The 23291-nt window shown below is 40.9% G+C and carries 19 protein-coding genes; 12 read left to right on the forward strand and 7 right to left on the reverse strand.

The genetic code is table 11. The features are described from left to right. Positions 1 to 21 precede the first annotated feature (21 nt). Together rclC and nhaA are read left to right on the forward strand one after the other, a co-directional pair. Complete coding sequence (gene rclC, locus G7B20_RS09435; RefSeq protein ID WP_164110628.1) at positions 22 to 597, forward strand: reactive chlorine resistance membrane protein RclC; 576 nt, start codon at positions 22 to 24, stop codon at positions 595 to 597. Between the two features lie 257 nt (positions 598 to 854). After that, positions 855 to 2027, forward strand: a complete 1173-nt coding sequence (nhaA, locus tag G7B20_RS09440; protein ID WP_164110630.1) for a Na+/H+ antiporter NhaA — start codon at positions 855 to 857, stop codon at positions 2025 to 2027. A gap of 77 nt (positions 2028 to 2104) precedes the next feature. On the opposite strand, the gene G7B20_RS09445 is transcribed toward nhaA, so the two are convergent. Next, complete coding sequence (locus G7B20_RS09445; RefSeq protein WP_164110632.1) at positions 2105 to 3403, reverse strand: DUF389 domain-containing protein; 1299 nt, start codon at positions 3401 to 3403, stop codon at positions 2105 to 2107. A gap of 175 nt (positions 3404 to 3578) precedes the next feature. Between G7B20_RS09445 and G7B20_RS09450 the strand changes: the two genes are divergently transcribed. From G7B20_RS09450 to G7B20_RS09460, 3 genes are all read left to right on the forward strand, one after another. Next, the gene (locus tag G7B20_RS09450) at positions 3579 to 4634 is read left to right on the forward strand and encodes a UDP-glucose--hexose-1-phosphate uridylyltransferase (RefSeq protein WP_164110634.1); all 1056 of its coding nucleotides are present in this window, start codon (positions 3579 to 3581) and stop codon (positions 4632 to 4634) included. Between the two features lie 6 nt (positions 4635 to 4640). Then, entirely contained in the window at positions 4641 to 5804 is a 1164-nt protein-coding gene (galK, locus tag G7B20_RS09455) for a galactokinase (protein WP_164110636.1), read from the forward strand. 68 nt (positions 5805 to 5872) lie between these two features. Then, the gene (locus tag G7B20_RS09460) at positions 5873 to 7531 is read left to right on the forward strand and encodes a sodium:solute symporter family transporter (protein WP_164110638.1); all 1659 of its coding nucleotides are present in this window, start codon (positions 5873 to 5875) and stop codon (positions 7529 to 7531) included. A gap of 166 nt (positions 7532 to 7697) precedes the next feature. Here G7B20_RS09460 and G7B20_RS09465 read toward each other — a convergent pair whose 3' ends face one another. Together G7B20_RS09465 and G7B20_RS09470 are read right to left on the reverse strand one after the other, a co-directional pair. After that, a complete protein-coding gene (locus tag G7B20_RS09465; RefSeq protein ID WP_164110640.1) occupies positions 7698 to 8999 on the reverse strand; it encodes a cryptochrome/photolyase family protein in 1302 nt (433 codons plus the stop codon). 46 nt (positions 9000 to 9045) lie between these two features. Continuing rightward, entirely contained in the window at positions 9046 to 10263 is a 1218-nt protein-coding gene (locus G7B20_RS09470) for an exo-beta-N-acetylmuramidase NamZ domain-containing protein (protein WP_164110642.1), read from the reverse strand. Positions 10264 to 10506: 243 nt separating this feature from the next. Here G7B20_RS09470 and G7B20_RS09475 point away from each other — a divergent pair, with 243 nt between their 5' ends. Then, positions 10507 to 10935, forward strand: coding sequence for a cold-shock protein (locus G7B20_RS09475; RefSeq protein WP_205600200.1), 429 nt, complete (start codon positions 10507 to 10509; stop codon positions 10933 to 10935). A gap of 85 nt (positions 10936 to 11020) precedes the next feature. Here G7B20_RS09475 and G7B20_RS09480 read toward each other — a convergent pair whose 3' ends face one another. Beyond that, positions 11021 to 12286, reverse strand: coding sequence for an MFS transporter (locus G7B20_RS09480; RefSeq protein ID WP_240452752.1), 1266 nt, complete (start codon positions 12284 to 12286; stop codon positions 11021 to 11023). Between the two features lie 418 nt (positions 12287 to 12704). Here G7B20_RS09480 and G7B20_RS09485 point away from each other — a divergent pair, with 418 nt between their 5' ends. Further along, entirely contained in the window at positions 12705 to 13934 is a 1230-nt protein-coding gene (locus G7B20_RS09485) for a pyridoxal phosphate-dependent decarboxylase family protein (protein WP_164110644.1), read from the forward strand. A gap of 36 nt (positions 13935 to 13970) precedes the next feature. On the opposite strand, the gene G7B20_RS09490 is transcribed toward G7B20_RS09485, so the two are convergent. Continuing rightward, on the reverse strand, positions 13971 to 16631 hold the full coding sequence (locus G7B20_RS09490; protein ID WP_164110646.1) for a DUF5916 domain-containing protein: 2661 nt from the start codon (positions 16629 to 16631) through the stop codon (positions 13971 to 13973). Between the two features lie 146 nt (positions 16632 to 16777). Between G7B20_RS09490 and G7B20_RS09495 the strand changes: the two genes are divergently transcribed. Beyond that, positions 16778 to 17302: a GNAT family N-acetyltransferase gene (locus G7B20_RS09495; protein WP_164110648.1), complete on the forward strand. Its 525-nt coding sequence runs from the start codon at positions 16778 to 16780 to the stop codon at positions 17300 to 17302. A 2-nt stretch (positions 17303 to 17304) separates the two neighbouring features. Here the strand turns inward: G7B20_RS09495 and G7B20_RS09500 are convergent, their stop codons facing one another. Then, positions 17305 to 18810 carry an NAD(P)H-hydrate dehydratase gene (locus G7B20_RS09500; protein WP_164110650.1) on the reverse strand — a complete coding sequence of 502 codons (1506 nt, stop codon included), beginning with the start codon at positions 18808 to 18810 and terminating at the stop codon, positions 17305 to 17307. A 12-nt stretch (positions 18811 to 18822) separates the two neighbouring features. Continuing rightward, positions 18823 to 19671, reverse strand: a complete 849-nt coding sequence (locus tag G7B20_RS09505) for an NAD(P)-dependent oxidoreductase (RefSeq protein WP_164110652.1) — start codon at positions 19669 to 19671, stop codon at positions 18823 to 18825. Between the two features lie 124 nt (positions 19672 to 19795). Between G7B20_RS09505 and G7B20_RS09510 the strand changes: the two genes are divergently transcribed. From G7B20_RS09510 to trpB, 4 genes are all read left to right on the forward strand, one after another. Further along, positions 19796 to 20140 (forward strand): cupin, encoded by a 345-nt coding sequence (locus G7B20_RS09510; RefSeq protein WP_164110655.1) that lies wholly within the window; start codon positions 19796 to 19798, stop codon positions 20138 to 20140. Between the two features lie 5 nt (positions 20141 to 20145). Then, positions 20146 to 20583, forward strand: coding sequence for an RrF2 family transcriptional regulator (locus G7B20_RS09515; RefSeq protein WP_164110657.1), 438 nt, complete (start codon positions 20146 to 20148; stop codon positions 20581 to 20583). A 94-nt stretch (positions 20584 to 20677) separates the two neighbouring features. Next, positions 20678 to 21886, forward strand: a complete 1209-nt coding sequence (hmpA, locus tag G7B20_RS09520) for an NO-inducible flavohemoprotein (protein WP_164110659.1) — start codon at positions 20678 to 20680, stop codon at positions 21884 to 21886. A 201-nt stretch (positions 21887 to 22087) separates the two neighbouring features. Beyond that, positions 22088 to 23263, forward strand: coding sequence for a tryptophan synthase subunit beta (trpB, locus tag G7B20_RS09525; RefSeq protein WP_240452753.1), 1176 nt, complete (start codon positions 22088 to 22090; stop codon positions 23261 to 23263). The last annotated feature ends 28 nt before the right edge of the window (positions 23264 to 23291 follow it).

The following is a 23291-nucleotide window of genomic DNA, read 5'->3' on the forward strand; positions in this document are numbered from 1 at the left end:
ATACCAAAGAAAGTCACAGATATGCAGTACATCTTACAGTTTCTAGCAAACTCACAATCGAACTTCATACATTTAATGCGAATCAGTATCTTTATTGTAATGGCATGGATAGGTGGGTTAAAGGCTTTTCAATATGAAGCCGACGGCATTGTCCCCTTTGTCGCCAACAGTCCATTTATGAGCTTTTTCTATCAAAAATCAGCCCCTGAATATCAAAATTATAAAAACCCAGAAGGCAAAACCGTACAGAAGAACATAGATTGGCATCTATCAAACGGTACCTATGCATTTTCGTATGCACTCGGTTCGGTCATTGTTATTATCGGTCTTCTCACCTTAGCGGGGATATGGTCTGCGAAGTTGGGGTTGATTGGAGGAATACTGACATTTGGTATGTCCTTAGTCACCTTATCCTTTCTTGTTACTACGCCTGAGGTATACGTTCCTAATCTCGGGGGCGACTTCGCTACTCCCCACTACGGATTTCCCTACCTATCGGGTGCAGGTAGATTGGTACTGAAAGATATCATCATGCTCGCAGCTGGTCTAGTGGTAGCATCCGATTCGGCACAGCGTCTGATCAAAAGCAGCTGTTAACCTTTTTAAACCCGCAAAATACAAAAAATCGAATAACTAATTGTGATTGCAATAGATATAATCTATGCAATAATTCAAGGCAGCACCTTCTGTTTTTCCTATTTTAGCAAGGCTTAGAAAGGAAAAGTACAATCTCCTGCTAAGCTTTCAACGGCTATTTTAAAAAGTGTAGATCAGATACGTGAATAAAAATACGCCATTGCCAAACATAATTTAAAAGCCTCCAAAGGGTTCATATTTTAACTTTATCGTAAGCGATGACAAAACTTATCAATTTAAATGTCTTTAAAGACTTTTTTCAATCAAGTAATGCAGGCGGGATTATTCTATTTATCTGTGTTATTATCTCCATGATTTTAGCAAACACCGATTTTGCCGTCCCCTTGCAAAATATACTTGATCATCCTATCGGATTTGAGAACGAAAGTGTTCATCTCCGCTACCCTATCCTTCTCTGGATTAACGACGGTTTAATGGCTATTTTCTTCCTTCTAGTTGGCTTAGAGATCAAACGGGAGATTGTAGAAGGAGAATTGTCATCTCCTCAAAAAGCATCTTTACCTATTTTATGTGCTATAGGCGGAGCCGTAGTACCAGCCATCATATACCTGGGTCTCAATGCTGGACAAGAGACCGCATCAGGCTGGGGAATTCCAATGGCGACAGATATCGCTTTTGCATTAGCTGTGATCAATCTATTGGGCAACCGTATACCAAGCAGTCTAAAGATATTTCTAGCCGCTCTGGCTATTGTGGACGATTTAATAGCCATCCTCGTCATTGCATTTTTCTATTCCTCAGGTATCGAGACAACCTACCTATTGTATGCAGCTATTGGCCTCGTAGTTCTGATTATCATGAATAGAATGAACGTACTCAATCCTTATCTATATCTTATACCAGGAATATTTATTTGGTATTTTGTCCACCATTCGGGCATACACGCTACGATTGCTGGTGTATTGGTAGCCATGACTATTCCTACCAACGATACAGATATAGAGTCCCCGTTAGAACGTCTTGAGCATGCGTTGACCAAGCCGGTCAACTTCCTCATCATCCCACTGTTCGCCTTTGCCAATACAAACATCACACTTGAAAGCGAAATGCTGGCTGGACTAACATCTTCACTGGGATTAGGTATCTCCTTGGGACTATTATTGGGCAAACCAGTAGGTATCCTGTTAACTTCTTACCTATGTACAAAACTAAAATTAAGTAGTCTACCGGAAGGTAGTACCTGGCGTCATATTTTGGGGGTAGGTCTCTTAGCCGGTATTGGTTTCACCATGTCCATATTTATAGCCATCCTTTCTTTTGGTGACCCATTACATGTTTCTGAAGCTAAGCTTTCCATTTTAATAACGTCTTTATTGGCCGGGATTATCGGTTATCTGACCTTGCTTTCGGGCAAAGTCTCTTCAAAATAAAAGTCTTAAATAAATTAAATACAGCGCGATCTATCGACGACGTAATTCTACAGATCGCGCTGTATCATAAATCAAACTTACATTTCAGCTTTACTCACCCGTACCTTATCCGAATTGAGTTTCGTCCGCAACCAGTTCTCCAAAGTTTTTACGGACTCTGCTCCCAAATCTTTCTTAGCACCATACAGCAGTACATCTTCATGATAGCTGCTATCTACATTCACCACGACCAACTGCTTTCCGATAGAAAACGGGGCTAGATCCGGGAACAAGATATTGATCTCTTGAATCAACTGCTTATCGTCAAAGGTATAACTAGCCAATTGCTTCCTTAAATTCTGAATAGTGAGGTCTTTTTCAGAAACATTATACGACTGCCTATTTATTTCCTTGAGGATATCCTGTTTCAGATCGGTACTATCCTGTCTGATACGCAACTCTGTATCTCCTATCTGATAGGCTTCCAGCCTATCGTTCAGCATGGTCAATTCCTGGTTTGTAAAGCGTTTATCCAAAAAGGCCAATTCAATTTTCTTCGGACGGCTGTTAAAACTTATCTTTTCATAAATCAACGTATATCCTTTGTCGATCAATTCACTTTTGATAAACCGATCTGCATTTTGAGCGTATTTTTTTTCTTGCAACAGCGCATAAGCCAAATAAGAACTTGGCACCAACATAACCAGTATTAATAAAGATATGATTCTTGTTATCCGCTTTTCCCGTTCCTCATCAACAAATTTCACTTTAGGATACTTCAATAGCTTTACAATCAGGAATGTTGAAATACAGATAAAAAAACAATTTATCGTGTATAAGTATAGGGCACCTGCAAAGTAACTGATATTACCTATTGCCAACCCATAACCTGCTGTACATAATGGTGGCATCAACGCTGTCGCAATTGCAACCCCCGGAATGGGGTTTCCTTTCTCCACCCTCGTAATAGCAATAACGCCTACCAAGCCACCAAAAAAGGCAATCAATACGTCATAAATATTCGGCGAGGTACGGGCCAAAAGTTCAGATTGAGCATCTTTAAACGGGCTCAATACAAAATATAAAAAAGATACCAAAAGACTCACCAATGTAGCGATGGCCAGATTTTTTAAGGACTTTTTCAACAACTCAAAATCGTACGTACCTAGTGCAAATCCAGCTCCTACAATAGGCCCCATCAATGGTGATATTAGCATCGCTCCAATGATAACAGCTGTCGAGTTCACGTTAAGTCCGACCGATGCAACTACAATAGCACAGGCAAGAATCCACAGGTTAGCCCCACGAAAGGATATGTTAGACAACACATTCTCCAGGACTTTATCTTTAGCGTCCTCCCCTTGGTGTAAATTAAAAAAATCATAAATTTTATTCATAAATCACTAATTAATCAATCCCACCATATTATAGAATTGTAGACGAATATATGTATATTCTAAAAAACAACAAAGGCAGCCAGATATTACAAAAGCATTATGTTTTCAGCACACATATTCGTATTTTGTATTCCAAAAAAGGAATCTTCCGATTCATTAGCCATGTTGTAGTAAAATGAACTTAAACTTCGATAGCCCACATTTACGCACCAATATATTAACAGGTGAAAGAGTATTGGTATCTCCTCAAAGAAATAAACGCCCTTGGCAGGGACAAATGGAAGACATTATTGTCGACGCCATGCCCCCACACGACCCTAAATGTTACTTATGCCCCAATAACTCGAGAGCAGGAGGAGCCAACAATCCAGATTATAAAGACCCCTATGTATTTATCAATGACTTTTCAGCACTGTTAGATAATACTATTAATGAGCCCATTGTAGAACCAGCAGACACAAAGCACTTATTACAAGCCACTCATGAAAGAGGTATTTGCAAGGTTATTGTTTTTAGTCCTCGGCATGATCTAACATTACCCGAAATGGAACTTGACAAAATAACGTCTGTGGTTGATCTTTGGCAGAGCGAATTTATAAATCTACAACAGATAGAATGGATCAAATACATACAGATATTTGAGAATAAAGGGACTATCATGGGATGTAGCAATCCACACCCGCATGGCCAGATATGGGCACAGCAGTCGATACCGACAGAGATTGAGAAAGAGACATACCATCTTGAAAAACACTACCAACAATATAAAACATCTCTTCTTTCAGATTATCTTGAACTCGAGTTAAGAGAACAAACACGAATAGTCACCGAAAGCCGTCATTTTGCAGTAGTAGTTCCATTTTGGGCATCCTGGCCTTATGAGACATTGATCATCAGCAAGAGGCATATACAGCACATAGGTCAATTTAAAATAGACGAAAAAAATGACCTAGCCAACATCCTTCAAAAGCTTACCATACGTTACGATAATCTTTTTCAGACCTCATTTCCTTATTCTGCAGGTATGCACCAGTCTCCAGTCAATAGCGGAGCATACACAGGTTGGCATTGGCATATGCACTTTTATCCACCATTGTTGCGATCTGCAAACATCAAAAAATTCATGGTAGGTTATGAAATGCTCGCCAATCCTCAACGAGATATTACGCCAGAATCCGCCGCCGAGATATTACGCAATCAGTCAACCATACACTACAAAAGCACCCGATAATATATCATGTACACCAAAACATACCTTAATCAACAATTTATTCAACACTTTCAAGTCGTCCCTAGCTGTATAGCCAGATCACCGGGACGTATAAATCTTATCGGCGAACATACCGATTACAATGAAGGCTTTGTTTTTCCCGCTGCAATAGACAGATACATATATGTAGCGCTATCTATCAGAGAAGACAATGAAATCCATATCTTCTCTGCCGCCTACAATACCTACTTTAAAACTACACTACATCAACAGGCCTCGGAATCAGCTCCCGAATGGGCCAGGTATATATTGGGGGTCGTACAACTAATAAACGACAAAAAAAGTATAAAATCGGGTATCAACCTCTTTCTAGACGGAGATATTCCTCTTGGGGCAGGCCTATCCTCGTCGGCCGCGCTAACCTGTGCCACAGGTTTTGGAATCAATACACTTTTTCAACTGGGATTATCGCGTTTAGAAATAGCACAAATAGGACAGCAGACCGAGCACAGATACATCGGGGTCAATTGTGGCATTATGGATCAATTTGCCTCTATTATGGGCAAAGAAAACCAAGCTTTTGTCCTAGACTGTAAAGACCTATCATACCGTTATTTTGAATTACAATGGCCAGAATATGAAATTCTCCTTCTCAATAGCAATGTGAAGCACAATCTCGCCTCCTCAGCATACAACAAACGTAGAGAAGCCTGTGAGCAAGGTGTCGCATGGGTAAAAGAAAAGTATCCTGAATTAAACACCCTGCGCGATATCAATCTACAGCAGTTGGACGACATAGTTCGTCCTCTATCCGAGGATATATTTAGAAAATGCAGGTTCGTTGTCCAAGAGAATATGCGAGTACAGCAAGCCAGTGACGCTATTCAACGTAAAGACATCACGCAGTTTGGCCGGCTTCTTTATGAAGCACACTGGGACTTGAGTAAGGATTATGAAGTCAGTTGTGCAGAGTTAGACTTTTTGGTACACTTTGTACAAGGACTTCCCACAGTAGCAGGCGCCCGTATGATGGGCGGTGGTTTTGGAGGCTGTACCATCAACATTATCAAAAAAGGCGGTTCAACCGCACTGATTGATAAAATAGCCACCGCTTACTTCGATCGATTTGGAAAGTCTATTTCGCCAATACAAGTAAAACTAAGCAACGGGACCTCACTATTAGAATATTAAAGTCAAAAAGTAATCCGTGTATTTCCATTGAGAACAATTTAACCAAACAACCTTTATATAAACCCAATATGGCTATTCAAGATTATATCGTTTTTTTAGTGTATTTCATTATCGTGGCAGGTTATGGAATATATATCTACTTCAAGAAAAAATCTGCTATCGAAGGTTCCAAAGACTATTTTTTAGCAGAAGGTTCTTTAACGTGGTGGGCTATCGGTGCCTCCCTGATCGCTTCTAATATCTCCGCCGAACAGTTTATAGGTATGAGTGGCTCTGGTTTCAAAATAGGGTTAGCTATAGCCACCTACGAGTGGATGGCCGCTGTTACCCTACTAGTTGTAGCGGTATTTTTTCTTCCAGTCTATCTAAAAAATAAGATTTTCACCATGCCACAATTTCTCCATCAACGTTACAATGGGACCGTTGCTTTAATTATGGCGGTCTTTTGGTTATTACTCTATATCGTTGTCAATCTCACCTCTATACTTTTTCTTGGCGCTCTTGCGGTATCCAGTATTTCAGAATTAGACTTTAATCTATGCACGTATGGGCTCGCCATATTTGCGATATTTATCACCCTGGGCGGTATGAAAGTAATCGGGTATACCGATGTTATACAAGTATTCTTTCTAATCTTTGGTGGACTGGCCACCACCTATTTGGCCTTAGATTTAGTATCCAGCCACTTCGGCGGCACTGGCATTTTGGACGGTTACCAGCATGTCACGACCCATGCCTCAGAACATTTCCATATGATATTACACCCCGATAATCCCAATTACATAGACCTGCCCGGACTAAGTGTCCTAATCGGAGGTATGTGGGTGATCAATTTAAGCTATTGGGGCTGTAATCAATATATTACCCAACGGGCCTTAGGAGCAGACCTTTCGACTGCACGGAATGGACTCCTATTTGCGGCCTTTTTAAAACTTTTAATGCCTATTATCGTTGTTTTGCCAGGCATTGCTGCTTACGTACTCTATAAAGAAGGACTCTTTCAACAAGAAATGACCAGCGGTGGAGAGCTTAATCCAGATCGGGCCTATCCTGTCCTCCTGAATCTTCTCCCTACAGGACTAAAAGGCTTATCCTTTGCAGCATTGACTGCCGCCGTCGTCGCTTCTTTAGCAGGAAAAGCAAATAGTATTGCCACTATATTCACACTAGACATCTACAAAAACCTCTTTCACAAAGAGGCTTCAGAAAAAAAACTGGTCAATATTGGTAAGATAACAATTGTAGTCTCTATGCTATTAGCCGTAATAATAGCCCCACACTTAGGAATAGACAAAAAGGGAGGCTTTCAATATATACAAGAATACACCGGATTTGTGTCTCCCGGGATTTTCGCTATGTTCTTATTGGGTTTCTTCTGGAAGCGGACTACCTCCAACGCGGCTTTGTTTGCGACGATCGGAGGTTTTCTATTTTCTTTGCTTCTGAAATTTTTACCCAAAATGGTAGACCTGTCCTTCTTAGCGTCCGCCGGATTTGCTGTTCCGGTCAACGGAATCTATGAAATACCGTTTATAGATAGAGTTGCTATGGTATTTATTACCTGTTTAATAGGAATGTATCTAATAAGTATATATGAAAACAAAAAAGGAGTGATACCAAAGGGGCTTGAGATAGATGTAAAGATGTTCAAACTCGACCATTCGTTTGCTGTCGGTGCATTATTGGTATTAGGTATTACAGCAGCTTTATATACGTTATTCTGGTAACATCACATGGTTACAAGAGCTCGCTTAACACATATATAAAAATAAATTTGCATTTGTGTAAAAGATACACTATCTTTGTGGCATCATAATTTAGGTTTATAATTGGTTATAAAGGTTTTCATTCTCCCCGTTTGAAAACCTTTTTTTATGCCCCTATTTTCACGGTTTACCCCCTATTTTGTAAAGCTTCTTTATAGGTACGCAATGCGCGTTCTCTCGCAAAAACATGTTCGACAATACGATTCATTGACTTAGATTCAAAATCAGGATTCCAACGTCTTACATAACTTAAGTCCTTATCAAACTTTCTAAGCTGTTCATCCGGATTGAATACCCGAAAATACGGAGCCGCATCACAACCACATCCCGCCGCCCATTGCCAATTTCCTACATTTGCACTACAATCGTAATCCAATAGCTTTCCTGCAAAATAAGCTTCGCCCCAACGCCAATCAATCAAAAGATGCTTGGTCAAAAAGCTAGCGACCACCATCCGCACCCTATTATGCATAAATCCTGTCTCATTCAGCTCGATCATACCCGCATCAACCAGCGCATACCCCGTCTCTCCTTTGCACCACCGTTCGAATGCCGACTCATCATTGCGCCATGGTATCGACTCATATGCAGATTTAAAACATTCACGTTGCGACTGCGGATAATGAAAGATAATCTGCATAAAAAACTCGCGCCAGATCAGTTCATTCAGCCACACTTCATTCCACCGTTGGGCCATTGACACACATTTACGAATAGAAATAGTCCCAAACCGTAAGGCTATTCCAATTCTGCTAGTAGCATCCAATCCCGGGAAATCCCTGTTTTTATCGTAGTCTTTGATATCTTGCCCTTCCAATTTAGGCTTCACATAATGAATGTCCGTCTTTTGAAAACCAATATCTGCCAGTGTAGGTATCTCTTTAAAAGGAAGTTTTTTGAAGCCAGCATCAATGATTTCAAAGGGAACCAAATCTTTCGCAGACAATTTAGATTTCCATATACGACTATAAGGAGTATACACCGTATAGGGGGTTCCATCCTTTTTTAAGACATCAAATTCCTCAAAGATCACCTGATCTTTATAGGACTTAAATCCTATCCCCTCATTTTTCAACCAAGCTCCAACTTCAATATCTCTTCCAACCGCATCGGGTTCATAATCTTTATTGCTGTACACCTTATCAATGTTAAACACCTGTGTCAACTCCTTAAAAACAGCAAGGGGCTTTCCGACATATACATAGATATCCGTACCTAATATCCTTAACTGTTCCTGTAGCGAGCATAAGGCTTGATGAATATAATCCACCCTCCGGTCCTCGACAGTCGGTAGTTTAGATAATATATCAGGATCAAAAATAAAGATTGGGATCACCTCTCCCCCCTCATTCAAGGCCCTAAATAAACCATGGTTATCCTCCAACCTCAGGTCTCTACGAAACCAAAATAAATTCACTTTCTCCTGCATTCACTCCTTAGATTTAATACCCATATTATCTTTGTCTGTTAACTCCTTAATCTTCATAAATTGTATACTTTTTACGCATCAGCTTATACTTGGCCAACCCATCTGCCCAGCTGGCGCGTATCTCTTTCTCACTAGTACCTCTCTCAATCTGTAGACGTAAATCATCTACACCCGACAAGTTTTCAAAACGACCGATCTGATCTGAAAAACTTTGGTCAAAGAATTTATCCTTTTCAGGCGATTTTTCATACAATTCCATAATCCATGCTAAATTAAGCTTTTTACGCTTTACCAAGCTATGCAGATCATATCCGCGTAAATCCAGTCCATAACACTTTTCATTCATAAACAACGGTTTCTCACTCATGCCCTTCTTACTCACCGGCGTAAAAGAAAAGCTATAGATACCTTTGTAGGCAGGGCTCCCAATAACTGTAAATGGATAATCAGTACCTCTGCCATGATTCACTTTAACGCCTTCAAACAGACAGGTACTCGGGTATAAAAGAATACTTTGTTCTGTATTTAGATTAGGCGAAGGGCTCACGAGCAATTTATACAACATATGGTGCGCATATCCTTCTACAGGAATAATCTTTAATTTGCACTTCTTCGCAGTTGACATCCAGCCCTCTCCATTTATCATCTGTGCAAATTCCGCTATCGTCATACCGTGGGCTATCGGCACCGGAAATTGACCTATACCTGACCTGTGCTTCATATCCAGGATAGGTCCATCGATAAGATACGCGTTCGGGTTAGGCCGATCAAGGATCAACAATTCTTTACCCTGCTCCGCACAGGCTTCCATAATATCGCGTAGCGTATTGATATTCGTATAAAAACGTACACCCATATCCTGAACATCAAAAATAAAAACATCGATATCGGCAAGATCTGCAGCAGAAGGCTTCCTTTTACTGCCATACAAAGAAATGATCGGTATTCCCGTCTTTACATCCACCTCATCACTCACCTCTGTACCATTACTCGCATTACCTCTAAAACCATGCTCAGGTCCGAATATCTTTACAATCTTTACCCCCAACTTCAATAGACTATCAACCAGATGCTCTTTTTTAATAACTGTAGAAGGGTTTCCCAAAATAGCGACACGCTTGCCTTTCAGATAAGGAACATAGCTTTCTGTCCGCTCAGCCCCCGTCCGAATCCGGTCGTTACAATAGTCCAAAGACGTTTGCGCCTTTAATCCCCATATCGTCCAGAAAAATAGACTAAAGAAAAATACTATTTTAAAATTCATCGCAATCTTGATTTAATTTGTTCCTTAAACCTAAAAAAAAAATCCCTTATCTACAATTAGACGCCTTATTACCAGTAGTTAACTTTGACGGTTAGACGTCTGTCTGTTAGTTTTTATCAAATAAAGTTTGTATCTTTGTTCCAATATCACAAAGGCCCCTATTTCTTATCCTTGAGCCAAGTCCGCTAATTTAAGACATACACCTTTCATTTTTATTTATATAATAATCTTTAATTCTATTTAATGGCTAAAAGTCAACTTACATTCAACAAAAAAGAACGCGCGAAGAAACAACAACAGAAGAAAAAAGAAAAGCAAGAAAGACGTGAGGTAAACAAATCCAATAATAACAAAGGAAAATCATTGGAAGAAATGTTTGCTTACGTTGACGAATTCGGAAACATCTCGGATACACCTCCTACACAGGTTTATAAGTTTAAGGAAGAAGATTTGCAACGCCCTGTTGATAATGAAGACGAATTCCTTTACGGTAAAGTTTCCTATTACAACGAAACTGGAAATTATGGTTTCATCAGGGACAACGAGAGCCGCGAGACAGTATACTTTAACGACAAACTAGCGGGGATGGTATTGACGCTAAATCAAAAAGTAAAGTACAAATACACAAGAACCAAACAAGGCAATCAGATTTCTGAAATAGAACTGATGTAATTTTGTTTATAGTTCATCGATACATCATAAAGGTTGCTCAATTATCAGGAGCAACCTTTTTTTGCGAATAGTATTTGCAGATAACCTAATGGTCCCCTAGGCCTTCGGCCTGTGTATACTTATCCTTCGGCAGCATCCATCGTATTACAAAATACAGGGCTACTGCCGACAATGCCAATATACTTCCAGTTCCCAACCACAATGTATCAAATCCCAATTGATGTACGATTTGTGTCCCCAATAAGGGCGTAATAATAAAAGAGAACGAAAAACTCATCCCATTCAACCCCATATAAGCACCTTGGCTCTGTTTTCCAGATCGCAACGCTGTAATTGTTGACATAAACGGTAGCACCAATATCTCACTAACACTCAACAACGTTATAGACAGTAACAATATAGAAATATGATGATTGAATGCTAAAATAGCATAGGCAATCGCACACAACAAGGCTCCGTAAAGAATAGTTTTAGCAATCGTCAGGTATTTATCAGCAAAATTAACCACCAACATCTCTAACAAAACGATTATAAAGCCACTATATCCCAACACATAGCCTATCGTAGCCTGATCCATTTGGGCAACCTCCTTATAGAAGATAGGAATGGTATTGAAAAACTGAAAAAAACAGATGGAAAATATTGTACAGAAAAAACAAAATACAACAAACGGTATATCACGGTAAGGTGATTTACTTTTCACCGTAGATTGCATATTTAGCTCCTTTCTATGTTTTTCACGTTCTTGGACCTTTGCCTGATACTGTTTATGCCTTTTCCTAAAAAACTTGACATAGACAATCCCCGCGATCAAAGCTCCGGCCGTATTTATAGAAAACAAAAACTCATAAGAAATAGCAGAAAGAATCCCTCCTAAAGCGGGTCCAATGGAATAACCAAGATTCACAGCCATTCGATTCAATGAAAATGCCCGCGTCAGATTTTGGGGTTTGGCATACTTTGTTATAGCTACAGAATTGGCGGGTCGGAATGTTTCGCTGATAATACTCTGCACCAATATAATACAAGCCATCCCCTCTACAGTAGGAAAAAATGGAATTAGCACAAATAAAGGTGCACTGAGGAATAAGCTTAAGCTTTGCACCCTATACTCGCCAAATCGATCCGTAAAAAAACCACCTAACCAAGATCCGATTACCGAACCTATACCGTAAAAGCTAAGTACAATACCTGTGTGCGTAATGTCAAACTTCAGGTGATCTGCCATATACACCCCCAAAAAAGGAATAACCATAGAACCGGTACGATTGATCAACATCACAATCGAAAGCATCCAAGCCTCTTGAGATAAGCCCTTAAAGGAATCCGTATACGCGCGTAGTATTTTCACCTGACTGTTTTTAATTAATAATCCAACATTTTATCCCTATCTACCCAAAAGTACAAAAATCTTTGTACAGGATCCTCATAAGACTATTTTATAACAAAACTTTAATAACATGTCACTACTATAAAGTAAAGCACTTATCTACAACATCACTTTCACTTAAATTAACAAACACCTTATTTTCAAAAAAAGTAAGATGTACTAAAAAACGTAAGACAAAGAATAGATGTACCGAAATAATATCAGAACAATCCCCAAAAGGCACTAGAATTCTACAAAATATTCGGAAGTATATGGTGATCGAACACAAATCGCTCAAGATACTTTACTTTTGTTAGGCTAAGGATTTTTCAACACCCCTTAAGGTGCTCGATGGTGTATTTTTACATACAGTCCGTAACTAATAGAACTAAACAGCAAGATGAAATACTGGAAAAAAATAAATTTTGACGAACAGCGCCAACATATCGCAGATGCGCTTTCAAAAAACATAGACTATCAAAAGATTATAACCCTAGGCGTACCTGGTTCCAAATTAGACAGTCAGGTGTTTTACGACCAAGCCTCCTTTCTCAAAGAAGCTCCTTTCCTACAGTCAATCGTGCAAAACCCCAATCATATCGGTTGTCACACCCTTGGCGAATCGGAACCTTATTTTGCAGGAACTCAGGAAATCGAACGGGAAGTCATAAAAATATTGAGTGAGGACATATTAAAAGCCACAGAAGACAGTTGTGATGGCTACATCGCAACAGGTGGCACCGAAGCTAATATTCAGGCCTGTTGGATGTATAGAAATTTTTTCATGCAAGAGTACGGAGCCCGTCTCGACGAGATCCTATTGATCGCTTCCGAAGACACTCATTATTCCGTCCATAAAGCCTCTAATCTGCTTCAGATCGACTTTCTCTCCATCCCTGTTCAAATGGATACCCGAGAACTTATTGAATCCGAACTAGACTGCTTGGTAGCACAAGCTCAACGGTCTGGAAAGAAATACGCTATCGTAATTTCCAATGTGGGCACAACCATGTTCGGTAGTGTAGACAATCCAGATAGTTATGCAACAGTCCTTGCCAAATACGAACTGCACTTCAAAATTCACATGGATGCAGCTTTTGGAGGTTTTATATACCCCATAGTACAATCGGAGAATAACATAGGATTCAATAATCCGCATGTATCTTCCGTCACCTTAGATGCCCACAAAATGCTTCAGGCACCTTACGGAACCGGCATCTTTTTATCTAGAAAAGGACTGATCAACTATGTGCTCACTGCCGAGGCCAAATACGTTAACGGCATGGACATCACCCTGAGTGGTAGCAGATCCGGTGCCAATGCCATAGCAGTATGGATGATATTACAAACCTACGGTCCACACGGATGGCTAGAAAAGTTGAACACCTTATTGTACAGAACCACCGTATGCTGTGGAGATCTGGACGAGCTAGGTATACGTTATTATAGAAATCCACAGATGAATATCATTACCATACGTGCCGCAGATATCCCTATCGCATTAGTTACCGAATTTGGTTTGGTACCAGATTCACACGGCGATGCCTCACAATGGTACAAAATAGTGGTTATGGATCACGTACAGATCGATGTTTTAAAACAATTTATCGAAAAATTATCCCAACACTAGGTTATAAGGGGGGCCTCCCCCCTTATAACTTTGCTTTTACAATGAGAACCAATAATTGATTTTAATCATAAAAGTATTGCTGGCTGGCAATCCAAACATCCTGTCCAGATTATTTCCCCAGCCTGGTTGATACACCATCTCATTTCGCGATTGATTATGTTCCCAGACCACATAAACCGTAGACCCTGGTAGATACTCCCAGCGTGCCACCAGATTGGAACGAAATTCATTAAAACTAAAATTAGGATTCTTAAACGTATAGGTATGATTACCCGATGTACCAATATAGCCACCATCCCCCGCTGTGAGAGCTTGATCCTCAAAATCAACAAATCTATTCTCATAGCGTTTGGCATCCATATTTTGTGCCAGCTTAAACTTATCATAGGTCGCTGTTGAAGTAAAAGGCGAACCATAATATTGGATGGAAATATCCGGTGTCACATTCATCTGTAGATTTAACGTGACACCATAGGTCTTCTGATCCATACGGCCCAAAATATACGCATTTGAATTCTCAGGATTATCAGAAGGTTTTACCGTGCCTACATATTGCAGGTTATCTTTATTCCAGGAATAGTTAAATTGTCCCGCCACCCGTACATGATTACCTACACGAAAGACCATGCTCGGATGTAGCGCATTGTATCCCGTTTTTTCATCCAAATAATGCCGTCCATTATATTCCATCTTAACCATCATAGGTTTCGCCCGATCGGTACTAACCATTGCATTTGTTTCAAAATTCGAATTATAGCGCATATCCGGTCCTCCTCGCAACCTCCGGCTGTCGATAGTATTCCAGCTAAAAGTCTCCTTGATATCCATCTCAATTCTCCGCTTGATACTCAAGCTACGCCATCGGACCGCAATATCATTATTGACAGCTTTCCCTCCATAGTTCCAAATATTCTTTTGCGTCAGGTTAATTCCTGCAAAACGAAAAGGTCCCCATGGATCCGTCCTCCTGAACACCACCTCCGACTCATTTAACTTATAGTCAGACTGTTTCATATACCCCACATCATTCAGATCAAACCCTGGAGATGCCCAACTGAAGGTCTGCGAAAAGTTCCACACCGCATTTCCCTTTTTACCTACTTTCACATAGCCACTACTGCCCTGCATCGACGTCTGGTCGGGCCTTAGATCCAAATAAGAAGCACCCGACTCCCGTTGAAAATAATGAGCTGCATTTCGCTTGGTATTCAAAATTGCCGTCGACGAACCATTTAGCGTACTGAACATTCCCTTCGCATCGACGTAATACAAGCGATTTGCAAAATACTGGGTAAAATCAATTCCTGCAGCAAATGCATTTTCGATCAACGCCTCCTTCAGATGACCCGCTTTGAGATTCCGATTTACCGCTGTCACCATTCCTCCCAACAAGGTATTACCTTCCCAGTTTTTTTGTACCCGTGCTACCGTATAGTTAGTCAGTGGTTCCGTTATTTCGCGATCATAGACTCCCTCACGCATCACCCGGGATGTAGTTTTTGCAGTTATACTTTCCAAAAGTCCTACTGTCACTCCACTTTTATTGGTTCCTGTCAGTTTCAGGGCACCGAGTATCGGTATAGGATTCGCCATACTCGCGTAATTGCTGACATTATCTATTCCTTTAGGTTGATAAGAAGGCATTGCTCCTATTCTTCGCGAATAGAACATCATTCCCCCCTCATTATTATCAAACTCTAAAATATGCTTACCTTCCAAAAAAAACGGTCTCTTTTCATCATAGAATATTTCGTAAGCAGACAGATTCATCACCGAAGGATCCAACTCTACCTGACCATAATCCGGGTTGATCGTAAGATCCATCGTAAAGTCATTCAATGCCACCTTCGTATCCAGTCCTATATTTCGTCCCCACCGATTTCCCTTCTGAAAAGGACTGTTCAGGATTTTAGGCTCTTTCGTAAATTTAGCCATTGCATATGGTAAAAATTCAATTCCCTTCGGTTTAGGTAGCTCGCTCATACCATGCATCTCTCCAAAAGAAAAGACATGACCATTATTCTTAATCGGGATCAAACTCCAATTCTGCACTTCATTATTCCTACGAATGATACGGCGCACATGCAGTCCCCATTTTCCATCCCCATTTTTCTGGTTATACCGCAACTGGCTAAAAGGAATACGTAATTCAGCAGTCCAGCAAGAATCTGTTTTATTGATATGCGTCTGTCCTTCCCACACCGCATTCCAGCTCAAATTTACAGACAGCTTATCTGTAACAGTCAGATCTGTCTTATTTCCACCCAGATTAATATTAAACTCCGAGGCCACCCTATAGTCATAATAGGTATCAAAAGCAATACTAACCAGATCCCCGTTACTATTATCATCTCTATTTCCGATGAAAGCATTCATCGTCTCTGGACGCACATCCTTGCAATAGACCCCTATATAAATGTTGACGTCGTCATAAAAAAGCTTCACTCGGGTCCAAGATGCTGTATAGGCACGTTCAAAAGGGATAACCTGTGAGAATTTCTCAGACCATTCGCCTTGTTCCTGCCATATATTTTCATCGAGCTTACCATCGATACGCGGACGCTCCTCCGAAAGTTTTGTAATATTGTATATGCGTTTATAGGCATCTTCAAAAGAAACAACTTCCTTTCTTTCATCCTGCGCCCAACATAGCGAAGAGAATAAAAGACAGCAGAAAAAAGAGCAATAATACTTCATTAATGGCTTATCGTTTTGATTAGGTTGAGATTACGATATTCCAAACTTAACTAAAATGGTTTACATATATTAACAATATCTACAATTAATTTTGATTATTTATCTGTTACGTTAATATCCAAATTTTATCCACTATATTAGTACGTATGAACATCAGGCAGGAGCTCCCACAAGATTATGCAGCAGTATTTGATTTGATACGCACCGCTTTCGAATCGGAGACACACAGCGACCATCAGGAACAGCATTTAGTAGATCGACTTCGCAAATCGAAAGACTTCATTTCAGAACTCTCCTTTGTTGCAGAAATTGATGGACAGCTTATCGGTTATCTCCTTTTGTCCAAGATTCAAATTGTCAGCGATTCGTCGACAATGGACGCCCTCGCCTTAGCACCTGTGGCGGTCCATCCCCATTATCAAAATCAAGGTATCGGCAGTAGTCTGATTCGACATGCGCACAGCAAGGCTCAAGCATTAGGTTTTGACACTATTGTAGTGTTAGGCCACGAAAAATACTATCCTAAATTTGGATATGAAAAGGCCAAAGATTATGGAATTTTTCTTCCTTTTGAAGTACCCAAAGAAAATTGTATGGTTATAGGTCTGACCGAGGATGCTCTTAAGAATAAGTCAGGTGTAGTGGTCTACCCAAAAGAGTTTATGGAATAAGTTTACTCCCCCTTTTCCAGTTCCAAAAAAGCCTGCGGCAAAGAACTGATAATATCCGAAGGCAATAAACCATAAGTTCCATATTGCTGCACAGCAATATCTGCGGCCCTACCGTGCAGGTATACCCCCATTCTCAAAGCATCAGCTGCAGTATATCCTTGACCGATTAGTGCCGTCAAGATTCCCGTCAGCACATCACCGCTCCCGCCTGTAGCCATGCCCACATTCCCAGTACTATTGAAATAAACCATCCCGTTCGGTAAAACAATGACACTATTAGCACCTTTGATCAATATATGCAACTCATATTCTGCAGCCAAGAGTTTCACTTTCTCTATTTTATCCCAGTCGTTATCCCAGTTCCCGATTATTCTTTTCAATTCTTTGGGGTGCGGGGTAAGGATGCTATGCAACGGGATTTTCGACAACAGAGTAGGCTCTTCCGCCAATATATTCAAGGCATCAGCATCGAGCACCAGAGGAGGATGTTCTAATGCCGATAAAAATTCACAAAACGCAACCTTTGTCTTTTCATCTGTCCCCATTCCTACCCCAATACCTACCGCCTGATATGTCATCACTTGGGGCATAGAAGAAATCAAATTTGTTTGTACATCCGTAATAACCATCGCTTCGGGCACTGCTGTTTGAATAATCGGGCAGCCACATTCCGGGACATAAGTTGACAGTAGACCACATCCCGATCGTAACGCCGCTTTCGCAGCCAGTTGTACAGCACCGATCTTACCATGACTTCCTCCAATAATAAGTGCGTGACCGAATACCCCTTTATGGTCAAATTTCTTACGCTTCTTATAAAACATCCTAACATCCTCCCTTGTCACGTACGAATAGGGCGAATCAACTGCATCCGTAGCATCTTTGCTAAGATCGATATCCAAGACCTCGAAAGATCCAAAAAACTTTTGATTTTCCGGCATGAGTAGCGCTAGCTTCGGACTCTGAAAAGTCAAGACTTCATCGGCATATACCACCACGGCCTCCTTTGGAGTAGGACTATCAGAGAGTAATCCTGATGGCATGTCTACAGCTATAACGCTACACACTGAGGTATTGATCTCCTCTACAAGACGGTTCCATGTAACATCCAGTTCCCTCTTTAAACCATATCCAAACAGGCAATCCAATATTACAGCATCTGTTGGTATATCCAGTTGTTCATCAAGTGAAAACTTCTGAGTCAGCGAAATGGGGTTACGCTTCTGTGCCTCTATATTATCCTTCGAATACGAATCAGACTCCAGCAGATACACCGTCACTCTGGCCAGATGCTGGCGAAGATACTGAGCGAGGACCAACCCATCACCGCCGTTATTTCCTTTTCCACAGAAAATCACAAAGCGCTGCTTTGACAACACAAATCTACGGCTCAAAGCTGACAGAAGCGCCCCGGAAGCACGTTCCATCAATTGAAAACTAGAGATACACTGTTGTTCTGCGGTCACCTTGTCTATCTCCTTCATTTGTTGAGCTGTATATATTTTCATCTGTTTTCCAAGTTATTTTTTTCGTAAACAATTGATAACCGCTATTACATCCTGTTGTCCCAAGCCCTCTTTTTGAGCCGTACGGTAAGTCTCAATCAGCGGGTTGGTCAATGGGTAATCTACTCCTGCTTCCTGTGCCAGCAATACATCCTTCAACATCAGATCTAACGCAAAAGCAGGCTTATAATCTTCATTTAGCAGAAGTGGAGTCTTTACTTTAGTCGCTCCGCTACCGCTTGCACTTTCATTAATAATCTCTAACATATCTTTCCGGGCTAGCCCCAAGCTTTCCGAAAAAAGAACCGTCTCGGCTAATCCCTGATATAACGTGGATAGAAAATAATTAATAGCGAGCTTCGCAGCTATCCCTTGTCCATTTACCCCCACATGCTTTGTTAACTTGCCCATCTTGTCAAAATAAGGCTTAGCGCGGGCAATATCCGCTACCTCCCCCCCAGCAATAATGATCAATGTCCCCTCGGCTGCGGGCACCGTACTTCCAGCCACCGGAGCATCTACAAAAGTAGCCCCCTTGCTACGCAAGGCCCTTGCAAGTCCCAGGCTTCGTTTTTGCGAGATTGTACTCATATCTACAAACAATTTTCCTTCGATATCCTGCTGTAAAATGATATCATATATTGTGACCACCGCCTCGTCGTCGGTCAACATTGTAAAGATAACATCGTTATTGCATACCAATGTCTCTACATTTGGCGACACCTTCGATTGCGCAACGAAGGCTGTAGCCTTGGCTGCCGTTCTATTATATACGGAGAGTGGAAACCCGGCTCTTTCCAAATTCTTCGCCATGGGGTACCCCATACTACCTAAACCTATAAATCCTACCTTTTCCATTGTCATACTATTGGCTATATATATGCTAGTATACGAAATTAAGGACAAAATAATAAAAGATATTTTCATCTTTTATTAAATAATCACTACCTTTGATCTATGAAATACCCTTTAAAGGGAATTTAATGTTATGGAAATTACGTCACTACTAACAAACATCAACTACGCGGAGAACCACCCTTCGGCGCAAGTATTGATCAATAACGACTATAGCAAAGAAATACGCATTGTATTTCGCGAGGGTCAAGAAATTAAAGCGCATAAAGCGCCATTCCCTATTGTCATTGAAGTTGTGGATGGTTTTATAGATTTTGGTGTAGGCAACCAACGCCACGACTTGCCCAAAGGCTCTCTTATCAGTCTAGAAAGTAATGTGGTCCATGAGCTCAAAGCATCTGTAAATAGCATTATCAGGTTATCTTTATATAAAGGAGATCGGGTAGAACGCGTACAACAGGCCGTAGAAGGTAATTAGACAAAATGGGGTTGTTTTCAAAAACATGTGAGTATGCGATGCGGGCCGTTTTTTATATTGCCAGTCACTCGACCAGTAGCAGTCGTCCTGGTATAAAAGAGATTGCCGAAAACATCAATTCACCTGAGCATTTTTTAGCCAAAATACTGCAAAAACTCACTAAAACAGGAATCATATCCTCCATTAAGGGTCCCCATGGCGGGTTCTATATTGAATCGAATGGAATGAATAGACCACTGGCCGATATTATCACCTGTTTAGAGGGGGATGAAATATTCACTGGCTGTGGCATGGGATTAAGCTATTGCTCCGAAAGCAACCCTTGCCCCCTTCACAACGAATTTAAAAAAGTAAGAAATCAGTTGACTCACATGCTTTATAATACAAGTATAGGCGAGTTTAACCAAGATCTATTGTCTGGAGCACTCACACTGAACAAATAGTTTTTTTTAACAAATAGAAGACAAAAATATCCACTATACAATAAACAAGCCTCTCAATAAAAGACAAAAATATCCTTTAATAATTTAATACACGATGACAAAAGAACAAATACAACTGGTAAAAAGCACTGCCCCTATACTACGTCAGCAGGGTGTCCTATTGACTAGCCATTTTTACAAACGTATGTTTGCGTACAATCCAGAGCTAAAACATGTATTTAATATGGGAAACCAACAAAACAGCAAACAGCAGACTGCTTTAGCGTTAGCCGTGCTCGCTTATGCCGAACATATTGAAAACCCTGCCGCCTTAATGCCTACAGTCGATCATATCGGTCAAAAACATACCAGCCTAGATATCCGTCCAGAACATTATGCCATTGTAGGAAAACATTTGATAGCCTCCATTTCTGAGGTATTGGGTGAATCCGCAAGTCCAGCATTATTAGAAGCATGGACACTAGCCTATCAGCAACTCGCTAGCATCATGAGTGGTCATGAACAAAAAATATATGATACACAGAGTTCCAAACAAGGAGGTTGGACGGGCTGGCGTCCATTCATTGTCAAGCAAAAAGTACGAGAGTCTTCAGAGATCACCTCTTTCTATCTCTACCCATCAGACAAAGGACAGGTAGCGGATCATCTTCCAGGGCAATACATCAGTCTACGTTTGTTTCTACCGGAGCTCAACTTGTTACAACCCCGTCAGTACAGCGTATCCAGCTCGCCCAATGGCGCATATTATCGTATTTCTGTAAAACGCGAAGTGGGTAGCCAACATCCCGATGGTATGATCAGTAACCGCCTACACGACCATGTACAAGAAGGCGACGCTGTCGATCTAAGCGCCCCGGCTGGTTCATTCGTTCTGAACAAAGAGAGCCATGCCCATAAGGTCTTCATCAGTGGAGGAGTAGGTCAGACTCCCCTACTTTCAATGTTAGAAGATATTGTTTCGCGGCCACAGATAGACCATGCCCCCGTAACCTGGATTCATGGTTGCCGTAGCGAGCAGATACACGCATTTAAGGACAGACTTACCGAGATTAGTAGTGTTTACCAACAGATCAATCAACATATTTTCTACGAGGATATAACTGCTCCAGTGGGAAATAGATATCCAGGCCGTGTCGAATTAGATGTATTGAAAAATGAAATTCTGGGATCTAAAGCAGACTATTATATTTGTGGTCCGGCACCCTTTATCCGTAAACATTACGATTACCTGATAGCCAATGGAGTATCGCATGATGCGATACATTTTGAAGAGTTCGGCCCAGCCTCCCTGCAATTAAATTAACAAGTTTTTAACCAATCACTAACTATAATAGGGCCTTCTACAGAAATCATCAAGATTGCCCAGTAGAGGCCCTTTACTAATGATACGCATAGCTACCATCTGAATAAGTCCCATACATCTCCATTATGCGGATTCTATCTTATTGTTTATTCACCGTAATTTTTCTAAGTTTAGCATACAATTTAACAACAGCATACAACCATGATCGAAGTCAAACCAAACCCATCCATGCTCGCTTATCAGGGAAACTATGGAGAATATGGAGGATCTTATATCCCTCCTGTACTCGAAAAACAACTGCAGGAACTTGCAGTTTTTTTTGACAACGAAGCTAAAAAAACCGAATTCAATGAAGAGTTTATCCAGCTCTTGAAAAATTACGTAGGAAGACCATCAGCACTATTTCATGCTAAAAATCTAAGTGCCTACGTAGGTTCTACGATATATCTAAAACGTGAAGACCTCAATCACACCGGATCCCACAAGATCAATAATGCGATCGGTCAGATACTGTTGGCAAAGAAAATGGGAGCCAAAGAGATCATCGCCGAGACAGGCGCCGGTCAGCACGGTGTAGCTACTGCCACAGCAGCAGCTTTGTTAAATATCCCTTGCAAGGTATTTATGGGCGCTGTAGATGTCGAGCGACAGGCACTCAATGTCCGTCGTATGCGCTTATTAGGGGCGGAGGTTATCGCCACCGAACTGGGCAGTAAGACTTTAAAAGATGCTGTTGATGCCGCATTGGGTTATTACATCGAAAATCCAACGGCTTACTACCTCTTAGGTTCGCATGTAGGGCCGCACCCCTACCCTAAAATGGTAGGTTATTTTCAGTCCGTTATCGGCCAAGAAGCGAAACAGCAAATACTAACTTTTGAAGGCCGCCTTCCCGATAGCATATTCGCTTCAGTAGGAGGAGGATCCAATGCCATAGGTCTTTTTTCAGGTTTTTTGGAAGACAATAAGGTAGCAATCCACGGCGCAGAAGGAGGTGGAGATGGGACTTACCCCAATACTGCCGCTACACTTTCTTTCGGCAAGCCTACCGTATTTCAAGGTACACGTTCTTATTGTTTGGTCGACGACAACGGCCAACCGATCGCTTCCAAATCCATCGCTGCCGGATTAGATTATCCAGGAATATCGCCACAGCATGCTTATCTCAAAGATACCAACCGTGCGCAGTATTATCCGGTGACCGATCAAGAAGCCATCGATGCCTATAAATTATTATCACGCTTAGAAGGTATTACAACAGCCATCGAGAGTGCCCATGCGGTAGCGTTGGCTATTAAATTATTAAAAGACAAAAATGCTTTAGCTATCGTCAACGTATCCGGAAGAGGAGACAAAGACGTAGAGCGTGAGATGTAATAACTTTTCACATTATTTGTGCGGATAG

The organism is Sphingobacterium sp. xlx-96, from assembly GCF_011007365.1.
Lineage (GTDB): Bacteria > Bacteroidota > Bacteroidia > Sphingobacteriales > Sphingobacteriaceae > Sphingobacterium > Sphingobacterium luzhongxinii.